Origin of the sequence: Mesorhizobium newzealandense, from assembly GCF_042682145.1 — a bacterium.
GTDB lineage: Bacteria > Pseudomonadota > Alphaproteobacteria > Rhizobiales > Rhizobiaceae > Mesorhizobium > Mesorhizobium newzealandense.
Map to the genome: position 1 here is coordinate 252,508 of NZ_JBHUGZ010000002.1, position 17,837 is coordinate 270,344.

The following is a 17,837-nucleotide window of genomic DNA, read 5'->3' on the forward strand; positions in this document are numbered from 1 at the left end:
CGTCGCTCTCAATAATTCGCGTAGCCGCTCAACGGGCATTTCCAGGAAGCGGAAGTCTGGAAGGTACCGGCAATACCGTTGCAGTACGGAATTTGGAGTTCCGCGGCGCCGGCGCTGCCTTTTACTTACCCTTGATGACCATCCAGATTTCGGTCGGCTGGTCGAGCTGCAGGTTGTTTATGTCGGAATAGCTGATCCGTCCGCTGCGCAGTCCTTCGGCAATGCGCTGGCAAAACAGAGCCGGCATGCGCTCCTGCGAGACGCCCATGAAAGAGGCGATGTCGTGCTTGAACGTGAGGCCCCATGCCGCTTGGACAGAGGTGACGCACCCGCTCAAATCAACCTTCGGGCCGGGTTTGGCGCTTGCCTGCGAGAACTGGCATACCGTCAAAACGACGACCAAGCCAAGCCGAAGTAGAATACCTTTTTTCACTATCAAAACCCCCTCTGTCCCGTAGGAGACCTAAGATGATGTCACCGAAAGGTCAAACAGGAACTTCCTTGAGCGGGCCTGATTTGCATTATATTAGAAATTACAAATAAAACCCGATCTCCACCGGGTTCTTGGGTCGCCCCAGTCTTGGTGTGATCGGCAGAGCCGTCAGCCCAGGCGATTGCGCGCCGCCAGCGTACGCAGCCTCAGCGCGTTGAGGCGGATGAAGCCGGCGGCGTCCTTCTGGTCGTAGGCGCCGCGGTCGTCCTCGAAGGTAACCAGCGCATCCGAATAGAGCGTCTTCTTCGACTTGCGGCCGGTGACGATGACGTTGCCCTTGTAGAGCTTGAGGCGCACCGTGCCTTCGACGTCTTCCTGGCTCTTGTCGATCATCGCCTGCAGCATCAGGCGTTCGGGCGCGAACCAGAAGCCGTTGTAGATCAGCTCGGCGTAGCGCGGCATGAACTCGTCCTTGAGGTGGGCGGCTCCGCGGTCGAGCGTGATCGATTCGATGGCGCGGTGGGCAGATATCAGGATGGTGCCGCCGGGCGTCTCGTAGACGCCGCGCGATTTCATGCCGACGAAGCGGTTCTCGACCAGGTCGAGCCGGCCGATGCCGTTGTCGCGGCCGAGATCATTGAGTGCCGCCAGCATCGTCGCCGGCGACAGTTTCTTGCCGTTGAGCGCGATCGGATCGCCCTTGAGAAATTCGATCTCGATCTCGGTGACGGCGTCCGGTGCATCCATCGGCGAAACGGTGCGCTGGTGGACGAATTCCGGCGGCTCGCTCCACGGGTCTTCCAGCACTTTGCCCTCGGAGGACGAATGCAGCAGATTGGCGTCGACCGAGAACGGCGCGTCGCCCTTCTTGTCCTTCGGCACCGGGATCTGATGCTGCTCGGCGAAGTTGATCAGGTCGGTGCGCGACTTGAACGACCAGTCGCGCCATGGCGCGATGACCTTGATGTCGGGGTTCAGTGCATAGGCGGAAAGCTCGAAGCGGACCTGGTCGTTGCCCTTGCCGGTCGCGCCGTGCGCAATCGCGTCGGCGCCGGTCTCCCTGGCGATCTCGACCAGATGCTTGGAGATCAGCGGCCGGGCGATCGAGGTGCCGAGCAGGTAGGTGCCTTCATAGACGGCATTGGCGCGGAACATCGGGAAGACGAAGTCGGACACGAATTCCTCGCGCACGTCGACGACGCGGATGTCCTTGATGCCCATCATCTCGGCCTTGCGGCGGGCCGGCTCGAGTTCGCCGCCCTGGCCGAGATCGGCGGTGAAGGTGACGACTTCGGCGCCGAGTTCGGTCTGCAGCCATTTCAGGATGATGGATGTGTCGAGGCCGCCGGAATAAGCGAGCACGACCTTCTTGACGTCTTTGGCCTTGGACATTTTTACTCCGTCGATGGCGGACGCCCTCACCGAGGCGTCACGGATTGTCGGAGGGCCTTTTAGCAGGAACGGCAGAGCGAGCAAGCAGGCGTGCTCGCATGGCTTCTGGTCCAGCGCATGGCGAGGGGTGGTGCCGGCAAGGGAAACAACCTGCTGCAATCAAAGGCTGCATTTACCTGCAGCATTTAATCAAGTTTTCACGCCCCGGCACTACCAATGCGGACAAAGCCGCCTTTGGCCACACCTGCCGGGCGGCTCCTGCCTGCTTCGTTACGGGCACCCTCTGGCTTGGGCCGTTCTTGATGCGCGTTATATCATGTATCGCCACGGAGCATAATCTGTGGCTTGTCCTGCTGGCGGCGCTGATGTGCGTCACCGGCTGCCGGGTGACGATCGGCCTCTTCGACCGCGCCAGGAAAACCGCCGGCGTGCAGATGAGGGGCTGGCTGTTCCTGACCGCGGTCGCCGCCGGCTCGTCGATCTGGTGCACGCACTTCATCGCCATGCTGGCCTACCAGCCCGGCGCACCGATCACTTTCGATCCGGTCCTGACCATGGTGTCGCTGGTCATCGCCGTCGCCGGAACCGGAGTGGGCTTCACCCTTGCATCCGACAAGAGCCGTCGTATTGCGCCGGAGTGGGGCGGAGGCGTCGTCGGACTGGCGATCTCGGCCATGCACTACACCGGGATGATGGCCTATCACGTTGCCGGCATCGTCGAGTGGGACGGTTCCTATGTCGTCGCCTCGCTGGTCATCTCGGCGGTGTTCTCCGCCGTGGCTGTCGGCCATGCCGTGCGCCGGCCATACCGCTGGTCGCAATATCTCGCCATCGGGCTGCTGGTGCTGGCAATCGTCGGACTGCATTTCACGGCGATGGCGGCGGTGGCGGTGACGCCGCTGTCCTTCATCACCACCGGCACCAATCCCGATATTCTCGTGGCGATGGCGGTCGCCGTCGCCGTCGTCGGCCTGATCGTCGCCGCCACCGGCTTCGCCAGCTATCTGATCGATGAACGCGGCCGTCTGGAAAGCTTCGAGCGGCTTCAGCATCTCGCCCTCAACGACGCCCTCACCGGCCTTCCCAACCGGGTCTCCTTCAACGACCGCCTCGATCATGAGATCGACCGGGCGCGGGAGGACGAGGACACGATGACGGCCGTCATCGTCATCGATCTCGACCGCTTCAAGGAGATCAACGATCTCAGGGGACACGCGGCCGGCGACCAGGCTCTCAAGATCGTTGCCCGCCGGCTGGGGAAACTCACCGGTGACGGCGAATTCGTCGCACGGCTCGGGGGTGACGAGTTCGCCGCGATCAAGCGCTTCAAGGACCAGAACGACCTTCTCGGCCTGGTCTCGAGGCTGGAGAAATCGCTGTTCCAGCCCTTGCTGCTCGACGATTTCGAAATCGCCGCGGGCGCCAGCATCGGCGTCGCCGTCTATCCGCGCGACGGGGCCGATCGTGAGCGGCTGGTCAGCAACGCCGACCTCGCCATGTACCGGGCAAAGAACGACGTGTCACGGGCTGTCTGCTTCTACGAATCCGCCATGGACGAGACGGCGCGGGCGCGCCGCGCGCTGGCCACCGACCTACGACAGGCGATCGAGCGCGGCGAGCTTTCGCTCCACTATCAGGTGCAGACCTCGGTCCCGACCGGTGCCACCTGCGGCTACGAGGCGTTGCTGCGCTGGACGCATCCAGTGCATGGCATGATCCCGCCAACCGAATTCATCCCGATTGCCGAGGAGAACGGCTCCATCATGGCGATCGGCGAATGGGTGCTGCGGACCGCATGCCGCCAGGCGGCCTCCTGGGACAATGGCCACAAGATCGCGGTCAACCTGTCGCCGGTGCAGTTCGCCCATACCGATCTGGCCAAGCTCGTCCACCAGATCCTGGTCGAGACCGGGCTGTCGCCGAAGCGCCTGGAGCTGGAGCTGACCGAATCGACGATCGTTGCCGACAAGGTGCGGACGCTGCACGTCCTGCGCCAGATCAAGGCGCTGGGGGTGACGATCGCGATCGACGATTTCGGTACCGGCTATTCGTCGCTTGACACGCTGCGCTCGTTTCCCTTCGACAAGATCAAGCTCGACCGCTCCTTCATGGCCGATGTCGAGCGAAGCCCGCAGGCCAAGGCGATCGTCCGGGCGGTGCTGACGCTGGGCCGGAGCCTCGACATTCCGGTGCTCGCCGAGGGCGTCGAGACGCATGTCCAGCTGACCATCCTGCAGGTGGAAGGCTGCAACGAGGCGCAAGGCTATTTCCTCGGCCGGCCCAAGCCGATCGATCAGATCCTGCTCCCCGGCGCGGCAGGCCTCCATGTCCCGAACGATCGGCCCGTCGCCGAGGAACCCGCCAGGATGCGGCTAGGCAGGCAGGCATAGGATTGTGGCCTGTGGCCGCCCGCCGGCGCCCTCGTTGCGTGCCCGCTGGATCGACCGTCGAAGCGCCCCTGCATCTGGAACCGGCACGGCGCATCCTGTATAGGCGCTTTCATTCCGCTGGGGCCGCTCATGTCGTTCATTCCTGACACCACCACGCTGATCCAGTTCGCCATCGCCACCGTGATCCTGGCGATCACGCCTGGGCCGGACATGACCCTGTTCGTCTCGCGCACGCTGAGCCAGGGCCGCGCCACCGGCTTTGCCTCGATGGCCGGCGCGCTTTGCGGCACGCTGATCCACACCACGCTGGTGGTGGTCGGTATCTCGGCGCTGATCGTCGCCTCGCCGATGGCTTTCCTCGTGCTGAAGATTTTCGGTGCCGGCTATCTCGTCTTTCTGGCCTGGCAGGCGATCACCAGGGGCTCGGCCTTTTCACCGGAGAAGAAGACGGGACCCGAGATTTCGCTGTTGCGCAGCTGGGCGGCGGGCCTCGGCGTCAATCTGCTCAACCCCAAGATCATCCTGTTCTTCATGACCTTCCTGCCGCAGTTCGTTTCCGCGCATGACCCGAACGCTCCGGGAAAGCTGTTTTTCCTCGGCTCGATGTTCATCGTGCTGTCGATCCCGGTGACCGTGCCGATGGTGCTGGCGGCGGAAAAATTCTCGGCGGCGATGAAGGCCAGCCCGCGCGTCACGCGGGTGGTCGACTATCTCTTCGCCGGGGTGTTTTCTGCCTTCGCGCTCAAGATCCTGACGGCCCAGGCGAAATAGGCGGTTTTTCGTCCTTCAACCACCAGCTTCCGGCCCAGCGCCCGGCGCTGAGCCAGTAGAAGATGCCGCCGACCATGCCGCCGCCAATCACCGCCATGATCGCGCTGGTCTCCCTGACCGCGAAGGTGGCATCGCCGGCGTGGTCGACCAGGCCGAGGAAAACGGCCGCGACCACCGCGCCCGCCAGCGCGTAGAACAGCCAGTCGCGCCGGCCGAGGATTTCGGCAATCAGGATGGCGACGCAGGCCGGCATCAGGGCGAAATAGGCGACGAACAGGGCGACGAAGGGAATTGAAAAATACAGGGAGGCCGTCGGATGCGCGTGCTCCGGCGTGAGCGAGGCCAGGAACAGGATGTTGAGGAAGGCGCTCGTCGCCAGCGAGGCGACCGTGTAGCCGAACAGGATGACGGCGAAACGGACGAGGTAGGCAATGAGGCGGCTCATTGCAGATTCCGGTGCTCGCCGGACTTGCGTCCGGCCAGAAGCCAGTAGACCGAACCGGCGGCAATGCCGGCCGTGGCCAGGAACCCGAGATAGCCCGGATTGAAGACAAAGCTTCCGGCCGATCGCGGCATGGAAACGCCAAAGGCGGTGGAGGTCATCGCACCGGTGACGGCAAAGTAGAGCCATCCTCGCAGCGACAGCCGTTCGGCGACAAAGATCGCCGGGCCGACGATCAACAGCGCGCCGACCATCACCGTCAACACGGCGAGCGGGAAGGAGCCCAGCCAGTCGAATGCGAAAATGATGGACCAGTTGCCGTCCTCAATGCCTTCCAGAAGGGCGATCAGCAGCACGGGGACCAGGATCGAGGTCAGCACGGCGAAGAGATAGCCGACGGCTATCATGGCGAGTCGCTTCAGCCAGGCGAAGCGGCGGCTCACGCCTCGCCGTGCCCCGCAATCATCATCGCTTCCAGCGCCAGCCGGTCGACCTTGCGCATGCGCTCGGAGTCGGACTTCAGCTGGCCGCAGGCGGCGAGGATGTCGCGGCCGCGCGGCGTGCGGATCGGCGAGGCATAGCCGGCATTGTTGATGTAGTCGGCGAATTTCTCGATCGTCTCCCAGTCCGAGCACTGGTAGTTGGTGCCCGGCCACGGGTTGAACGGGATCAAATTGATCTTGGCCGGAATGCCCTTGAGCAGCTTGATCAAACCCTTGGCGTCCTCGATTGAATCGTTGACGTCCTTCAGCATCACGTATTCGAAGGTGATGCGCTTGGCGTTTGACAGGCCGGGATAGGCGCGGCAGGCGGCGATCAGCTCCTTCAGCGGATACTTCTTGTTGATCGGCACCAACAGGTCGCGCAGATCGTCATTGGTGGCGTGCAGCGAGATCGCCAGCATGACACCGATCTCCTCGCCGGTGCGGAAGATTTCCGGCACGACACCGGAGGTCGAGAGCGTAATGCGGCGCTTCGACAAGGACAGGCCGTCGCCGTCGGAGGCGATCAGCAACGCCTTCTTCACCGCCTCGAAATTGTAGAGTGGCTCGCCCATGCCCATCATCACGATGTTGGATACTTTGCGGCCCTCGGCCGGCACGATGGCGCCGTCGGGCGTGTCGCGGTCGGGGAAATCGCCAAGCCGGTCGCGGGCGGTGAGCAACTGGGCGAGGATTTCCTCGGCCGTCAAATTGCGCACCAGCTTCTGCGTGCCGGTGTGGCAGAACGAGCAGGTCAGCGTGCAACCGACCTGCGAGGAGATGCAGAGCGTGCCGCGGCCTTCCTCCGGGATGTAGACGGTCTCGATCTCGACCGGCCGGCCGGCGCCTCGCGGCGGAAAGCGGAACAGCCACTTTCGCGTGCCGTCGGAGGAAATCTGTTCCTCGACGATCTCCGGCCTGGCAACGGTAAAGTGCTTGTCGAGTTCGGCGCGCAAATCCTTGGAGATGTTGAACATGCCGGCAAAGTCGGAAACGCCGCGCACATACATCCAGTGCCACAGCTGCTGGGCGCGCATCTTGGCCTGGCGCTCCGGCACGGTGCCCGAGGCAACCAGCGCCTCGCCGAGCTCGGCCCGCGTCAGGCCGATCAGCGACTGCTTTTCCGGCTGTGCTGCGCGGGCGCGCAACGCGTCGCGGGCGCCCTCGGTGGTGAGATCGAATGAAAGGGTCATGGTTGCACTGATATAAGCGGTTTGCGGCCGATTTCACTCATCGTGCCGGAAATGGAGCGCGGCGCATAGCACAGGTTTAGGGCGGAGTCATGCGTTGTGCGGTGACGCACTCTCTTCAGAGATCCACTGATCGGCCCAGAAAAGCAAAAGGCCGGGCTTTGCGGCCCGGCCTATCGTTCAGGACGAAGCTTTGCCTATTTGCACTTGGCGATCGAGGACAGCGCCGCCGAAATGCCCTTCAGCGAGAAGACATAGGAGGTCGGGTTGCCGCGGCCGGACTTCGCCGTCACCTTCATGTCGGTGCCGGTCTTCATGGCGGCGATCAGCACCGGCTCCTCGGCGGCATTCTCGACCCAGGCCGACTTGCCGCGCGTGAACATCGAGAACGACTTCTTGTCGATGGTGACGGTGGCCTTGGAGCCTTCCTGGAAATTGTAGCCGGCGATGAATTGCGGCTCGTAGGACACTTGCTGGCCGGGCCGCTGGCTGACGAAGAAGAACATGTCGCCATGGTCGAGCGTCGGCGGCTGCTTGTCGGTCGGCACGGTCAGGACATAGCAGACCTTGCCGCCCGATGCCTGGTAGCTGTAGGTGCCCCAGGCATTGTGCTGGCCGATCTTGGTCGCCGACTGCGCCAGTGCCGGCGCTGCCACGGCCACCAGGACCAGGCTCGAAACTATAGCAATCAATCCGCGCATCGCTTTTCCCGTATTCCAAAGGTGCGGAGGCAGGCCGGCTCGGCGTCCTGCCCGTCGCTTCATTTTGATTTAATCTGGGTTACCAAACGGTGAATTTCCTTTGAGAAAAGGACCATCACCCGAGGAAACCGCCGCCATTCCCGCGCCGCCGCCTTGCGAGCGGGTGGCGCGACGTCCCTTTCGCGACTTGGAGGCCACGAAAGCGGCAAGAGTTTGACTTTTTGTTTTGCCGCCAAAAGCCGGCTTCGAAGGCGTTTGGCGCGCGACGGCGTGCTCAGCCCTTGTCGGCGATGGCGTCCTTGGCGGCCTGGCGGTGCGCCGGCGTGATGTGGGCGCTGACGGCGGTGATCGCGGCGGTGAGCACGGCGATGTCGTCGGTGAAGCCAAGCCCCAAGACGAAGTCGGGGATGACGTCCACCGGCAGCACGAAATAGCCGAGCGCAGCCAGCAGAATGCCCTTGGCGCGCATCGGCGTGTTCTTGTCCATGGCGCAGTAATAGGCGGCCACGACCTCTTCCATGAAGGGGATCTGCCGCGCGGCCTTCTTCACTGTGCGCCAGAATTTCTCGCGCACTTCGTTCTCGTCGCCCCGCTTGCCGCCAAAGCCGAAGAAATCAAAACCGGATTGTTGCGCCATCAATGTCTCCTAGCAGGGCTCATGCGCATCCCGGCGCATGCCCGCGAGGGAAAATGTGGTGAAACCCGACCCCCGCTGCAAGATGCCGGCGCCGATTTGGGTCTTGCTGCTCGATCGCAACCACGGACAGGAGCCGCTCAGCCACCGAAATAGCGGTTCATCTTCTTGGCCAGATCGATATCGAGCGCGGTCACGCCGCCGGCATCGTGGGTGTTCAGCGTCACGTCGACGGTCTTGTAGACATTCGACCAGTCGGGATGATGGTCCATCTTTTCGGCGGCGAGCGCGACGCGGGTCATGAAGGCGAAGGCTTCGGAGAAGTTCGCGAAGGTGAATGTGCGCTTGATGGAGGCCCCGTCCGCGGCCGGCGCCCAGCCTTCGAGCCCGGTCAACGCAGCAGCGACTGCTTCCTTGCTCAGTTTCTCTCTCGTCATGTTCGTTTCCCGTGCTATTTCCAAAAATGACCCTCACCATAATGCATGTCGCCGGGATAGCGACATGCCCAAAAAGAATTCCGGATCGATGAGCGCGAAGCCCATAAATTCCATTCTTTTCGTCTGCCTCGGCAACATCTGCCGGTCGCCGCTGACCGAGGGCGTTTTTCGCGCCGTTTGGGCGGAGCGCGGATTGGGCCGGGATATCCTGCTCGATTCAGCCGCAACCAGCGGCTGGGAGGTCGGCTCTGCCCCCGATCCACGCTCGATCGCGGTTGCGGTTCGTCACGGCATCGACATTTCCCGGCAGCGGGCGCGCAAGGTCACGCCGGAGGATTTTCACCGCTTCGACCTGATCCTCGGCATGGACCGGGCGAATGTTCGCGACCTGAAAGCGCTGGCGCCGGCGGCAATGCACGACCGTATCCATCTGTTCCTGGAATTCGCCGAGGCGAAGGCGCGCGACGTGCCGGACCCCTATTATGACGGGGCGGATGCCTTTGCGTCGGTCTACCGCATGATCCGCGAGGCGTCGGAGGCGCTGGCGGCAAGGCTGGCGGCGCGGGCATCCGTGCCCGACAGCGGCCAGGCCTCCTCGACGATGTAGGGGCCACCGCCGACCGAATCGCGCGACGACATCAGCACGAAACGACCGATGCGAAACGGCAGCGTCGAGAAATTGCCGCGAGCCGACAGATACTGGGCGACGTCCAGCGGGGTCGAATTGCGCAGGCGCGCCAGCGTCACATGCGGCATGAACTTGCGCGGGTCGGCGGGGATACCGAGCCGCTGGCAGATGCGGTCGATCTCGCCCTGAAGGGCGGCAAGATCGGGCGAGGCGGACGCGCCCGCCCACACCGCGTGCGGTTTCTTCTGGCCGAAAGCGCCAACGCCGGACAGCGTCAGCGAGAAGGAGGGGCGGTGGACGCGGTCGAGCGCGTTGGCGATCTCGTCGGCGACATGACCCGGTACATCACCGATAAAGCGCAGCGTCAGATGGTAGTTCTCGACGTCGATCCAGCGGGCACCGGGCAGGCCGCCCCGCAGCAGGGAAAGCGAAAGAGCGGCGTCACGCGGTATTTCGAGGGCGGTGAAAAGACGCGGCATGAAGAGCCTCCCTTCCTCGAATCGAAACATTAGCCCTAGCGAATCATCGAAAATCAAACGGAGCAAGAGGTTTGTTGGTCACAGGCATTGCTAAAAGCTTCCCTAACGGAAGCAGTCAGTCTGATCTCACGAACCTCCCGGCACTGCCGCGATCGCCTTTTCGACCGTCGGCAAGATGCGTTCGACCATCTGGTCGACGCCTCGCACGCTCGGATGCAAGCCGTCATCGAGCTGCATGCCAGGCTGGCCGGCGACGCCGTCGAGAAAGAACGGATAGAGCGGAACGCTGTATTTCTTGGCAAGGTCCGGAAAGATGGCGTCGAAGGCGTTCTGGTAGTCGGGGCCGAGATTGGGCGCGGCGCGCATGCCGGCCAGGAGCACGGCAATCCCGCGCTCTTTCAGCTTGCCCAGCATCTCATCCAGGTTCTTTCTGGCGATGTCGGGCGAGACGCCGCGAAGCATGTCGTTGGCGCCGAGTTCCAGAATGACCAGCTGCGTGCCGTCGGGCACCGACCAGTCGAGTCGCGCCAGGCCGCCGCTGGTCGTGTCGCCCGAAACACCGGCATTGGCGACCGTCACATCATGGCCCTTGGCGCGCAGCGCAGCCTGCAGTTTGTCGGTAAAGCCCTGGTCCGGCCCAAGGCCATAGCCCGCAGTCAGGCTGTCGCCGAAGCCGACGATCTTGAACGGCTCGGCAGGCGCCGACGAAATGGCGCCGCCAATGGCGAGGAAAACGACGAAGCCTGCGGCAATCAGGCGTTTGAAAGACATGCGGCAGGCCCCATATGACCAAGGAATTCTTCCGACGGCATCCGGCAAGCAGAGCCTTCATTCTCCCATATAGGACGCTTTCATTTTGACAGAAGCCGTCATCGCGCTGAAAGACGTATCGCTGACACTTGGCGAAGGGGCGTCGTCCGTGCATGTGCTGAAGGGCGTCAGCCTCGATGTGGCACCTGGCGAGGCGACCGGCATCGTCGGCCCTTCGGGCTCGGGCAAGTCGACATTGCTGATGGTTCTGGCAGGCCTGGAAAAGGTCGATTCGGGTACCGTACGAATCGCCGGTGAGTTGCTCAACGGCAAAAGCGAGGACCGGATTGCTTCGTTTCGTGGCCGAAACATTGGCATCGTGTTCCAGTCCTTCCACCTCATTCCCAACATGACGGCGCTCGAAAATGTCGCGGTGCCGCTGGAGCTGGCCGGCCACGCCGATCCGTTTTCGGTGGCGGCGCACGAACTGGCAGCCGTTGGCCTCAGCGACCGTGTCACCCATTATCCCGGCGAATTGTCGGGCGGCGAACAGCAGCGCGTGGCGATCGCCCGGGCGCTGGCGCCATCGCCGCGCATTCTCATCGCCGACGAGCCGACCGGCAATCTCGACCAGGCGACAGGGCGGCAGGTTGCCGACCTGCTGTTCGCCAAGGCGGCCGAGCGCGGCATGACGCTGGTGCTGGTCACCCATGATCCGGCACTTGCGGCGCGCTGCTCGCGCCAGGTTTCGATGCGGTCGGGCCGGATCGAGCTGCCGGCGTCCGTCAAGGTCACCGCCTGATGCCGTTGTCGCGGACGCTGAGGCTCGCCGTCCGCTTCTCGTTGCGCGAAATGCGCGGCGGCCTGTCCGGCTTCCTGATCTTCCTTGCCTGCATAGCGCTCGGCGTCGCGGCCATCGGCGGCGTCAACTCGGTGGCGCGGTCGATCACCGCCGGTGTCGCCAATCAGGGCCAGACGCTGCTCGGCGGCGATCTTCGCTTCCAGGTCAACCAGCGCGACGCCAGCCAGGCCGAAAATGCCTTCCTTGACGGGCTGGGCGTAATTTCCAGAACCGCCAGCATGCGCTCGATGGCGCGTCTTGCCGACGGATCCGACCAGGCGCTGGCCGAGGTCAAGGCGGTCGACCATGCCTATCCGCTCTATGGCGCGCTGGAGACCCAGCCGGCGCTGTCGAAGCAGGAGTTGTTCGGCGAAGAGTTCGGCGTTTTCGGCGCCGCGGCCCCCGATCTGCTGTTCGAGCGCCTGCATCTTCAGATCGGCGACCGGCTGAAGCTCGGCACCGCCACCTTCGAACTGCGCGCCAGGCTGGTCACCGAGCCGGACGCCGTGTCCGACGGTTTTGGCTTCGCGCCGCGGCTGATGATCTCGACCGAAGGGCTGGCCGCTTCCGGTCTCGTCCAACCCGGCAGCCTGGTCGAAAATGCCTACAAGATCCGGCTGCCCGCCGATGCCGATGAGACGCGGCTCAAGGCCATCCAGGATCAGGCGGCCAAGGATTTTCCGCAGGCCGGCTGGTCCATCCGCACGCGCAGCAATGCCGCCCCGGCGCTGTCGTCCAACATCGAACGCTTCTCGCAATTCCTGACGCTGGTCGGGCTGACGGCGCTGGTGGTCGGCGGCGTTGGCGTCGCCAACGCGGTGCGCGCCTATCTCGACGGCAAGCGCGGCGTCATCGCCACCTTCAAGAGCCTGGGCGCTTCGGGCGGCTTCGTCTTTGCCGTCTATCTGGTGCAGATCCTGATCATCGCCGCCCTGGGCATTGTGCTCGGCCTGGTGCTCGGGGCGCTTATGCCGTTCGCTGCCAGTGCAGCACTTCAGTCTGTTATTCCGGTGCCGGCGGAAGGCGGCTTTTATCCCGGCGCGCTCGGCATGGCGGCGCTGTTCGGCCTGCTGGTGACGCTGGCCTTCGCGCTTCTGCCGCTCGGCCGCGCCCGCGATGTGCCGGCGACCGCATTGTTTCGCGAGATGGGGCTCGAGGGCCGCGGCTTTCCGCGCCCTGTCTATGTTGCGGCGGCCGTCGGCATCGCGCTGCTGCTGGCGGCGCTGGCGATCCTGTTTTCGGGCGACCGCCGCATCGCCTCGATCTTCGTCGGCGCCACCATCTTCGCGTTCCTGGTGCTGCGCCTGGTCGGCACGCTGGTGCAATGGGCGGCCAGGAAGACCCCGCGCGTGCGCTTCGTGGCGCTGCGGCTCGCCGTCGGCAACATCCACCGGCCCGGCGCCTTGACGCCGTCGGTGGTGCTGTCGCTGGGGCTCGGCCTGACGCTGCTGGTGACGCTGGCGCTGATCGACGGCAATCTGCGGCAACAGATTTCCGGCAGCCTGCCGGAGCGGGCGCCGAACTTCTTTTTTGTCGACATTCAGAGCAGCGATGTCGATGCGTTCTCCGCGCTGATCGGCAGGCAAGCGCCGCAGGGAACACTGGCCAAGGTGCCGATGCTGCGCGGCCGGGTGATGGCGCTCAACGGCGTCGATGTCGACAAGGTCAAGGTGCCGGCGGAAGGCGCCTGGGTGCTGAAGGGCGATCGCGGCCTGACCTATGACGCGAAGCAGCCGGACAACGCGACGCTGACCGAGGGCAGCTGGTGGCCGGACAATTATGCCGGCGAGCCGCTGGTCTCGTTTTCGGCCGAGGAAGGCAAACAGATTGGCCTGAAACTCGGCGACACCATCACCATCAACGTGCTCGGCCGCAACGTGACGGCCAGGATCGCCAATTTCCGCCAGGTCGAATGGGAGACGATGGGCATCAATTTCGTCATGGTGTTCTCGCCCAACACATTTGCCGGCGCGCCGCATGGCTGGATGGCGACGCTCACCGACAAGAATGCCTCGACGGCCGATGACGCGCGCATCCTCAATGCCGTCACCCGCGCCTTCCCGGCGGTGACGACGGTCCGGGTCAAGGACGCGCTCGATGTCGTCAACCGGCTAGTCGGGCAGCTCGGCACGGCGATCCGGGCGGCGGCCGGCGTGGCGCTGATCGCTTCGGTGCTGGTGCTGGCCGGCGCGCTTGCCGCCGGCAACCGGGCGCGCATCCATGACGCGGTGGTGTTGAAGACGCTGGGCGCGACACGCACGACTCTGATTGCCGCCTTTTCGCTCGAATACATGCTGATCGGGCTCGCCACCGCGATCTTCGCCCTGGCGGCGGGCAGTGCGGCTGCCTGGTTCGTCGTCGCGCGCATCATGACATTGCCATCGCATTTCATGCCCGGGGTGGCGGTGGCGACCATCGTCTTTGCGCTGGTGATCACGGTCGGCATTGGTCTTGCCGGCACCTGGCGGGTGCTCGGCCACAAGGCCGCGCCGGTGCTGCGCAACCTGTGAAACCTGTCTGTCGGGGACCGGGATTTGGTTAAATCGGCGTAATGTTGCCCCGCCAAAGGCCAGAAAACCGGATCGTGTGTGCCTCACGAAGCATTACACCCGGTTACGGACTTGTTCTTGACGCGAATAACCATCATATTTCGTCACAGGCATGCTGGAGCCCCGCCAGCGGCGCCTGGGTCCGGTGGACCTGACACCCGACGGGGCAGAAGCAATAGAGGACTCCCATGGCTGAACCCATTCGCAACTATCAGACGCGCGCCGTGCCCGGCGCCGGCGTCGATGCAGGCATCGATCAGGGCCTGCGCGCCTACATGATCAAGGTCTACAATCTGATGGGGCTTGGCCTCCTCATCACCGGCCTTGCCGCCGTCGGCACGATCATGCTTGCCACCACCACCGATCCGGCCTCGGCTGTCGCAACGCTGCCGAGCGGCGAGATGCTGACCTCCTTCGGCTACGCGATCTTCGGGTCGCCGCTGCGCTGGGTGGTGATGCTGGCGCCGTTGGCCGCCGTGCTGTTCCTGTCGTTCCGCGTCCAGTCGATGAGCGTTTCGGCGGCGCAGACGACGTTCTGGGTCTATGCCGGCCTCGTCGGCCTGTCGCTGTCGTCGATCTTCCTGGTCTACACCACGGCCAGCATTTCGCAGACCTTCTTCGCCACCGCTGCGGCCTTCGGCGCGCTGTCGCTCTACGGTTACACCACCAAGCGCGACCTGACCGCTTTCGGCTCGTTCCTGATCATGGGCGTGTTCGGCATCATCATCGCGTCGGTGATCAATATCTTCCTGCAGTCGTCGGCGCTGTCCTTCGCCGTCTCGGCGCTCGGCGTGCTGATCTTTTCGGGCCTCACCGCCTATGACACGCAGAAGATCAAGGAGATGTATTTCGAAGGCGACGCTTCGGATGTCGCCGGCCGCAAGGCGATCATGGGCGCGCTGACGCTCTATCTCGACTTCATCAACCTGTTCATGTTCCTGCTGCAGTTCATGGGCGACCGTCGCTAATCAGCAGCGTTGGACCATCTGGTTCTTGAAGGGCGGCCCAACGGCCGCCCTTTTCTTTTGTGTCGGGTTTTGCTGTTATCGCGGGCAGAACAATGGCGTGCATAAATAATGAGCAGCAGCATCATAATCCGGCCCGCGATGGCAACCGACCTCGACCGGATCACGGAAATTTATGCAGACGCGGTCACTCAGGGCACGGCGAGCTATGAGCTGGAGCCGCCCAGCCGCGGCGAGATGGGCGCGCGATTCGACAGTTTGATGGCTGGCGGATTTCCCTATCTGGTGGCGGAAAAGGACGGCGCCATGCTCGGCTATGCCTATGCCGGCGCGTTCCGGCCACGCCCGGCCTACCGCTTCATCGTCGAGGATTCCGTCTATGTCGCGCCCGAGGCCAAGGGCCAGGGCGTCGGGCTGATGCTGATGCAAAGCTTGATCGAGGCATGCCGAGCGGTGGGCTTTCGTCAGATCATCGCGGTGATCGGCGACGGGCGGCCGGACAGCGCTTCGGTGCGGCTGCACGAAAAGCTCGGCTTTCGCCATTCGGGACGCCTTGAAGGCTCCGGCTACAAGCACGGGCGCTGGCTGGACACCGTGTTCATGCAGATATCGCTAAATGGCGGGGCGCTCGCTCCGCCTGATCCCGACTCGCTGCCGGAGCGAAAATTCCGCCAGCAAAAATAAAGGGTTAAGCCTCGACGAGCTTCAGCTTGCCGTCGAAGATGCCAAGCACGCGGCCGAGCTCCTGGCCACGCTTCAGGATGCGGCCACCGGCGGCGATGACGGCAAAGGCGCCCTGCTTGCGGGCCAGTTTCGGATCCTTGACGATCTGGAACAGCGGCACTTCGCTGGCGCGGCGGAACACGGAAAACACGGCCCTGTCGGTGAGATGGTCGATGGCGTAGTCGCGCCATTCATTGGCGGCGACCATGCGTCCGTAGAGCCGGAGGATCTGGTCCAGTTCACGCCGGTCGAAGCGCACCGGCTGATCGAGGCGCTCGCGTCGCGCCTCGTGCAGCGGGATCAATATTGCGGATGCGTCCCCATCCCCCGTCCCGCTGCCGTCATCGGTCATGCCTCGATCCTTCAAAATGAATCTTTGCCAACCAAAGTTGGCGCGTTCGCGGCTGAATTGCAAGACCCGGCGAAGCGAGGGCGGCGCCGCGCTGTTTCTGCAACGTCCAGTCACTTTTATGAAACGCCTTGTTGGAATTGGTGATGCGCCGCCACATTCTCGCCATTTTTTATCCGCGCTCATGCCCCAATGTCCGACGAATTTACCGGCGTTGCCTGAGACGGTTCGGTCCGGCACCGGCTCGTAAACCCCAAGCCCCCCGCCCACGGGTCTGCGTCGGATCGAACCAACCTCGGTCTTTCTTCGGAAGGATCGGGTGCGACGATCCCAAAACCTAAATGACCGACGTCAGAAGCAAGCTGACGTCGGTTTTTTGTTTTCCGGTGGAGCGCGGGGTGAAGTCCCCTCGCATTCGGTTGTTCTATCCACTGACATCCAACGCAGGTGATCCTTCGTGCCCCTGTGTCCTGCCGGCGTTCGTCGTTCGGAAAGCCAAGCAATTGGCTTTCCGTCCGCTGCGCGCACCACTCCTCAACCCCACAAGGAGGGAGATTGGCCGTCATCTCCACCTTCGCCAATCTTCAACGCAGCAAGACGGGCTGGACGGCGAAGCTGCCGATCTCCCCCCAAGTGGGGGATGTCCGGTAGACAGAGGGGTGCGCTGTCCCGCCGACATCTCAACGGAACGCCTCAATCGAGATGTGAAAACGTCTAGAGCGGTTCATCGTTTCACTGAAACGCCGAACCGCTCTATCTCTTTGTTTTGACGCAATTCCGAAGGGAAAGCGGCTATGCGCTTTTCCCGGGAAAACCGTTTCACACTTTTCCTGGAATTGCTCTAAGGCTTGTGAATGAAGGCGGCGCCCAGAATGGGGCCGGGCAGGCCGTCCTTACCGACCGACTGCAGCAGCACGGCGCAGCCGCCCTTCTTGGAAATCTCGCTCATCGGCAATTCGTAGCGCTGCGCCTTGCCGTGCCACATGCCGGCGGTCTGGATGCCCGAGACCGCGTTCCAGTAGGTCATCCTGCGGCCGGTGTTCTCGCCCTGGCCGATCTTGATCGTCTGCGGCGGGTCGAAATAGACGATGACGACATGGGCATCGCTGGGGCCGGCTCCGGCATCGCCGGCGTCGATCATCACGCGGTCGCTGGTGCGGCTGACCTTGACGGCGACGCGCATGCCTTCGCCGCTCCTGGCCATGCGGGCAAGCGCCCCATCGACCTCGCCGCGGCTGGCGCCGTTGACATGGACGCGGCCGTTGATGACCGCCTGCGGCGTATAGACCGAGCGGCTGCCGAAGGCGCGCATATAGTCATATTGCCGCTCGGTGTTCTCCTTGCGGCTCAGCGTGTCCTGCCAGCCGAGGTAGTCCCAGTAGTCGACATGATAGGCGAGCGCGATGATGTCTTCCTTGGCGGCAAGCTCGGCGAACAGCGCATCGGCCGGCGGGCAGGAATTGCAGCCCTGGCTAGTGAACAGCTCGACCACGCCCAAGGGTTTGTCGGGCTCGGCGGTTTGCCCAGCGCCGGCAAACGACGAGAAGGCCAGCGCAAAGGCTGCCAGCCACAATGATTTTCGCGATGCCATGGCCATTCCGATTCCCGCCGGTGGCGCCGGCTTTATTTTGGTTGCTAAAGTATGTGGCAGAACCGGAAGTCAACGGGAAGTCACGTTGCG

19 protein-coding genes are annotated in these 17,837 nt (G+C 63.6%); 7 read left to right on the forward strand and 12 right to left on the reverse strand.

What is annotated here, in order from left to right; translation table 11 throughout:
• Nucleotides 1-121: 121 nt before the first annotated feature.
• Nucleotides 122-337 (reverse strand): hypothetical protein, encoded by a 216-nt coding sequence (locus ACFSOZ_RS05390; RefSeq protein ID WP_379094451.1) that lies wholly within the window; start codon nucleotides 335-337, stop codon nucleotides 122-124.
• A 264-nt stretch (nucleotides 338-601) separates the two neighbouring features.
• A complete protein-coding gene (locus ACFSOZ_RS05395; RefSeq protein WP_379094453.1) occupies nucleotides 602-1,825 on the reverse strand; it encodes an argininosuccinate synthase in 1,224 nt (407 codons plus the stop codon).
• A gap of 302 nt (nucleotides 1,826-2,127) precedes the next feature.
• Between ACFSOZ_RS05395 and ACFSOZ_RS05400 the strand changes: the two genes are divergently transcribed.
• Together ACFSOZ_RS05400 and ACFSOZ_RS05405 are read left to right on the forward strand one after the other, a co-directional pair.
• Nucleotides 2,128-4,215, forward strand: coding sequence for a putative bifunctional diguanylate cyclase/phosphodiesterase (locus tag ACFSOZ_RS05400; protein ID WP_379094455.1), 2,088 nt, complete (start codon nucleotides 2,128-2,130; stop codon nucleotides 4,213-4,215).
• A 129-nt stretch (nucleotides 4,216-4,344) separates the two neighbouring features.
• On the forward strand, nucleotides 4,345-4,986 hold the full coding sequence (locus ACFSOZ_RS05405) for a LysE family translocator (RefSeq protein WP_379094457.1): 642 nt from the start codon (nucleotides 4,345-4,347) through the stop codon (nucleotides 4,984-4,986).
• On the opposite strand, the gene ACFSOZ_RS05410 is transcribed toward ACFSOZ_RS05405, so the two are convergent.
• The 6 genes from ACFSOZ_RS05410 to ACFSOZ_RS05435 all read right to left on the reverse strand — a co-directional run bounded on the left by ACFSOZ_RS05410 (nucleotide 4,958) and on the right by ACFSOZ_RS05435 (nucleotide 8,872).
• On the reverse strand, nucleotides 4,958-5,431 hold the full coding sequence (locus tag ACFSOZ_RS05410) for a hypothetical protein (RefSeq protein WP_379094459.1): 474 nt from the start codon (nucleotides 5,429-5,431) through the stop codon (nucleotides 4,958-4,960). The two genes, ACFSOZ_RS05405 and ACFSOZ_RS05410, sit on opposite strands and share 29 nt — an antisense overlap.
• A complete protein-coding gene (locus ACFSOZ_RS05415) occupies nucleotides 5,428-5,871 on the reverse strand; it encodes a hypothetical protein (protein ID WP_379094461.1) in 444 nt (147 codons plus the stop codon). The genes ACFSOZ_RS05410 and ACFSOZ_RS05415 overlap by 4 nt, the downstream gene beginning before the upstream one ends.
• The gene (gene rlmN, locus ACFSOZ_RS05420) at nucleotides 5,868-7,103 is read right to left on the reverse strand and encodes a dual-specificity RNA methyltransferase RlmN (RefSeq protein ID WP_379094463.1); all 1,236 of its coding nucleotides are present in this window, start codon (nucleotides 7,101-7,103) and stop codon (nucleotides 5,868-5,870) included. The genes ACFSOZ_RS05415 and rlmN overlap by 4 nt, the downstream gene beginning before the upstream one ends.
• A gap of 194 nt (nucleotides 7,104-7,297) precedes the next feature.
• Nucleotides 7,298-7,801 (reverse strand): invasion associated locus B family protein, encoded by a 504-nt coding sequence (locus ACFSOZ_RS05425; RefSeq protein ID WP_379094465.1) that lies wholly within the window; start codon nucleotides 7,799-7,801, stop codon nucleotides 7,298-7,300.
• 274 nt (nucleotides 7,802-8,075) lie between these two features.
• Complete coding sequence (locus ACFSOZ_RS05430; protein ID WP_379094467.1) at nucleotides 8,076-8,438, reverse strand: YkvA family protein; 363 nt, start codon at nucleotides 8,436-8,438, stop codon at nucleotides 8,076-8,078.
• Nucleotides 8,439-8,575: 137 nt separating this feature from the next.
• On the reverse strand, nucleotides 8,576-8,872 hold the full coding sequence (locus ACFSOZ_RS05435; RefSeq protein ID WP_379094469.1) for a 4a-hydroxytetrahydrobiopterin dehydratase: 297 nt from the start codon (nucleotides 8,870-8,872) through the stop codon (nucleotides 8,576-8,578).
• Between the two features lie 88 nt (nucleotides 8,873-8,960).
• Here ACFSOZ_RS05435 and ACFSOZ_RS05440 point away from each other — a divergent pair, with 88 nt between their 5' ends.
• Nucleotides 8,961-9,479 carry a low molecular weight protein-tyrosine-phosphatase gene (locus ACFSOZ_RS05440; protein ID WP_379094975.1) on the forward strand — a complete coding sequence of 173 codons (519 nt, stop codon included), beginning with the start codon at nucleotides 8,961-8,963 and terminating at the stop codon, nucleotides 9,477-9,479.
• On the opposite strand, the gene thpR is transcribed toward ACFSOZ_RS05440, so the two are convergent.
• Together thpR and ACFSOZ_RS05450 are read right to left on the reverse strand one after the other, a co-directional pair.
• Nucleotides 9,383-9,979: an RNA 2',3'-cyclic phosphodiesterase gene (gene thpR / locus ACFSOZ_RS05445; protein ID WP_379094471.1), complete on the reverse strand. Its 597-nt coding sequence runs from the start codon at nucleotides 9,977-9,979 to the stop codon at nucleotides 9,383-9,385. The two genes, ACFSOZ_RS05440 and thpR, sit on opposite strands and share 97 nt — an antisense overlap.
• A 126-nt stretch (nucleotides 9,980-10,105) precedes the next feature.
• Nucleotides 10,106-10,750, reverse strand: coding sequence for an arylesterase (locus tag ACFSOZ_RS05450; protein WP_379094472.1), 645 nt, complete (start codon nucleotides 10,748-10,750; stop codon nucleotides 10,106-10,108).
• Between the two features lie 85 nt (nucleotides 10,751-10,835).
• Here ACFSOZ_RS05450 and ACFSOZ_RS05455 point away from each other — a divergent pair, with 85 nt between their 5' ends.
• From ACFSOZ_RS05455 to ACFSOZ_RS05470, 4 genes are all read left to right on the forward strand, one after another.
• The gene (locus ACFSOZ_RS05455) at nucleotides 10,836-11,531 is read left to right on the forward strand and encodes an ABC transporter ATP-binding protein (protein WP_379094474.1); all 696 of its coding nucleotides are present in this window, start codon (nucleotides 10,836-10,838) and stop codon (nucleotides 11,529-11,531) included.
• Nucleotides 11,531-14,080 (forward strand): ABC transporter permease, encoded by a 2,550-nt coding sequence (locus tag ACFSOZ_RS05460; RefSeq protein WP_379094476.1) that lies wholly within the window; start codon nucleotides 11,531-11,533, stop codon nucleotides 14,078-14,080. Before ACFSOZ_RS05455 ends, ACFSOZ_RS05460 begins: the two co-directional genes overlap by 1 nt.
• A 227-nt stretch (nucleotides 14,081-14,307) precedes the next feature.
• The gene (locus tag ACFSOZ_RS05465) at nucleotides 14,308-15,087 is read left to right on the forward strand and encodes a Bax inhibitor-1/YccA family protein (protein WP_379094478.1); all 780 of its coding nucleotides are present in this window, start codon (nucleotides 14,308-14,310) and stop codon (nucleotides 15,085-15,087) included.
• A gap of 108 nt (nucleotides 15,088-15,195) precedes the next feature.
• Complete coding sequence (locus ACFSOZ_RS05470) at nucleotides 15,196-15,768, forward strand: GNAT family N-acetyltransferase (protein WP_379094481.1); 573 nt, start codon at nucleotides 15,196-15,198, stop codon at nucleotides 15,766-15,768.
• Nucleotides 15,769-15,772: 4 nt separating this feature from the next.
• Here ACFSOZ_RS05470 and ACFSOZ_RS05475 read toward each other — a convergent pair whose 3' ends face one another.
• Nucleotides 15,773-16,159: a DUF2794 domain-containing protein gene (locus ACFSOZ_RS05475; RefSeq protein WP_379094483.1), complete on the reverse strand. Its 387-nt coding sequence runs from the start codon at nucleotides 16,157-16,159 to the stop codon at nucleotides 15,773-15,775.
• An 838-nt stretch (nucleotides 16,160-16,997) separates the two neighbouring features.
• Nucleotides 16,998-17,753 carry a DUF1223 domain-containing protein gene (locus ACFSOZ_RS05480; protein ID WP_379094485.1) on the reverse strand — a complete coding sequence of 252 codons (756 nt, stop codon included), beginning with the start codon at nucleotides 17,751-17,753 and terminating at the stop codon, nucleotides 16,998-17,000.
• Nucleotides 17,754-17,837 lie beyond the last annotated feature (84 nt).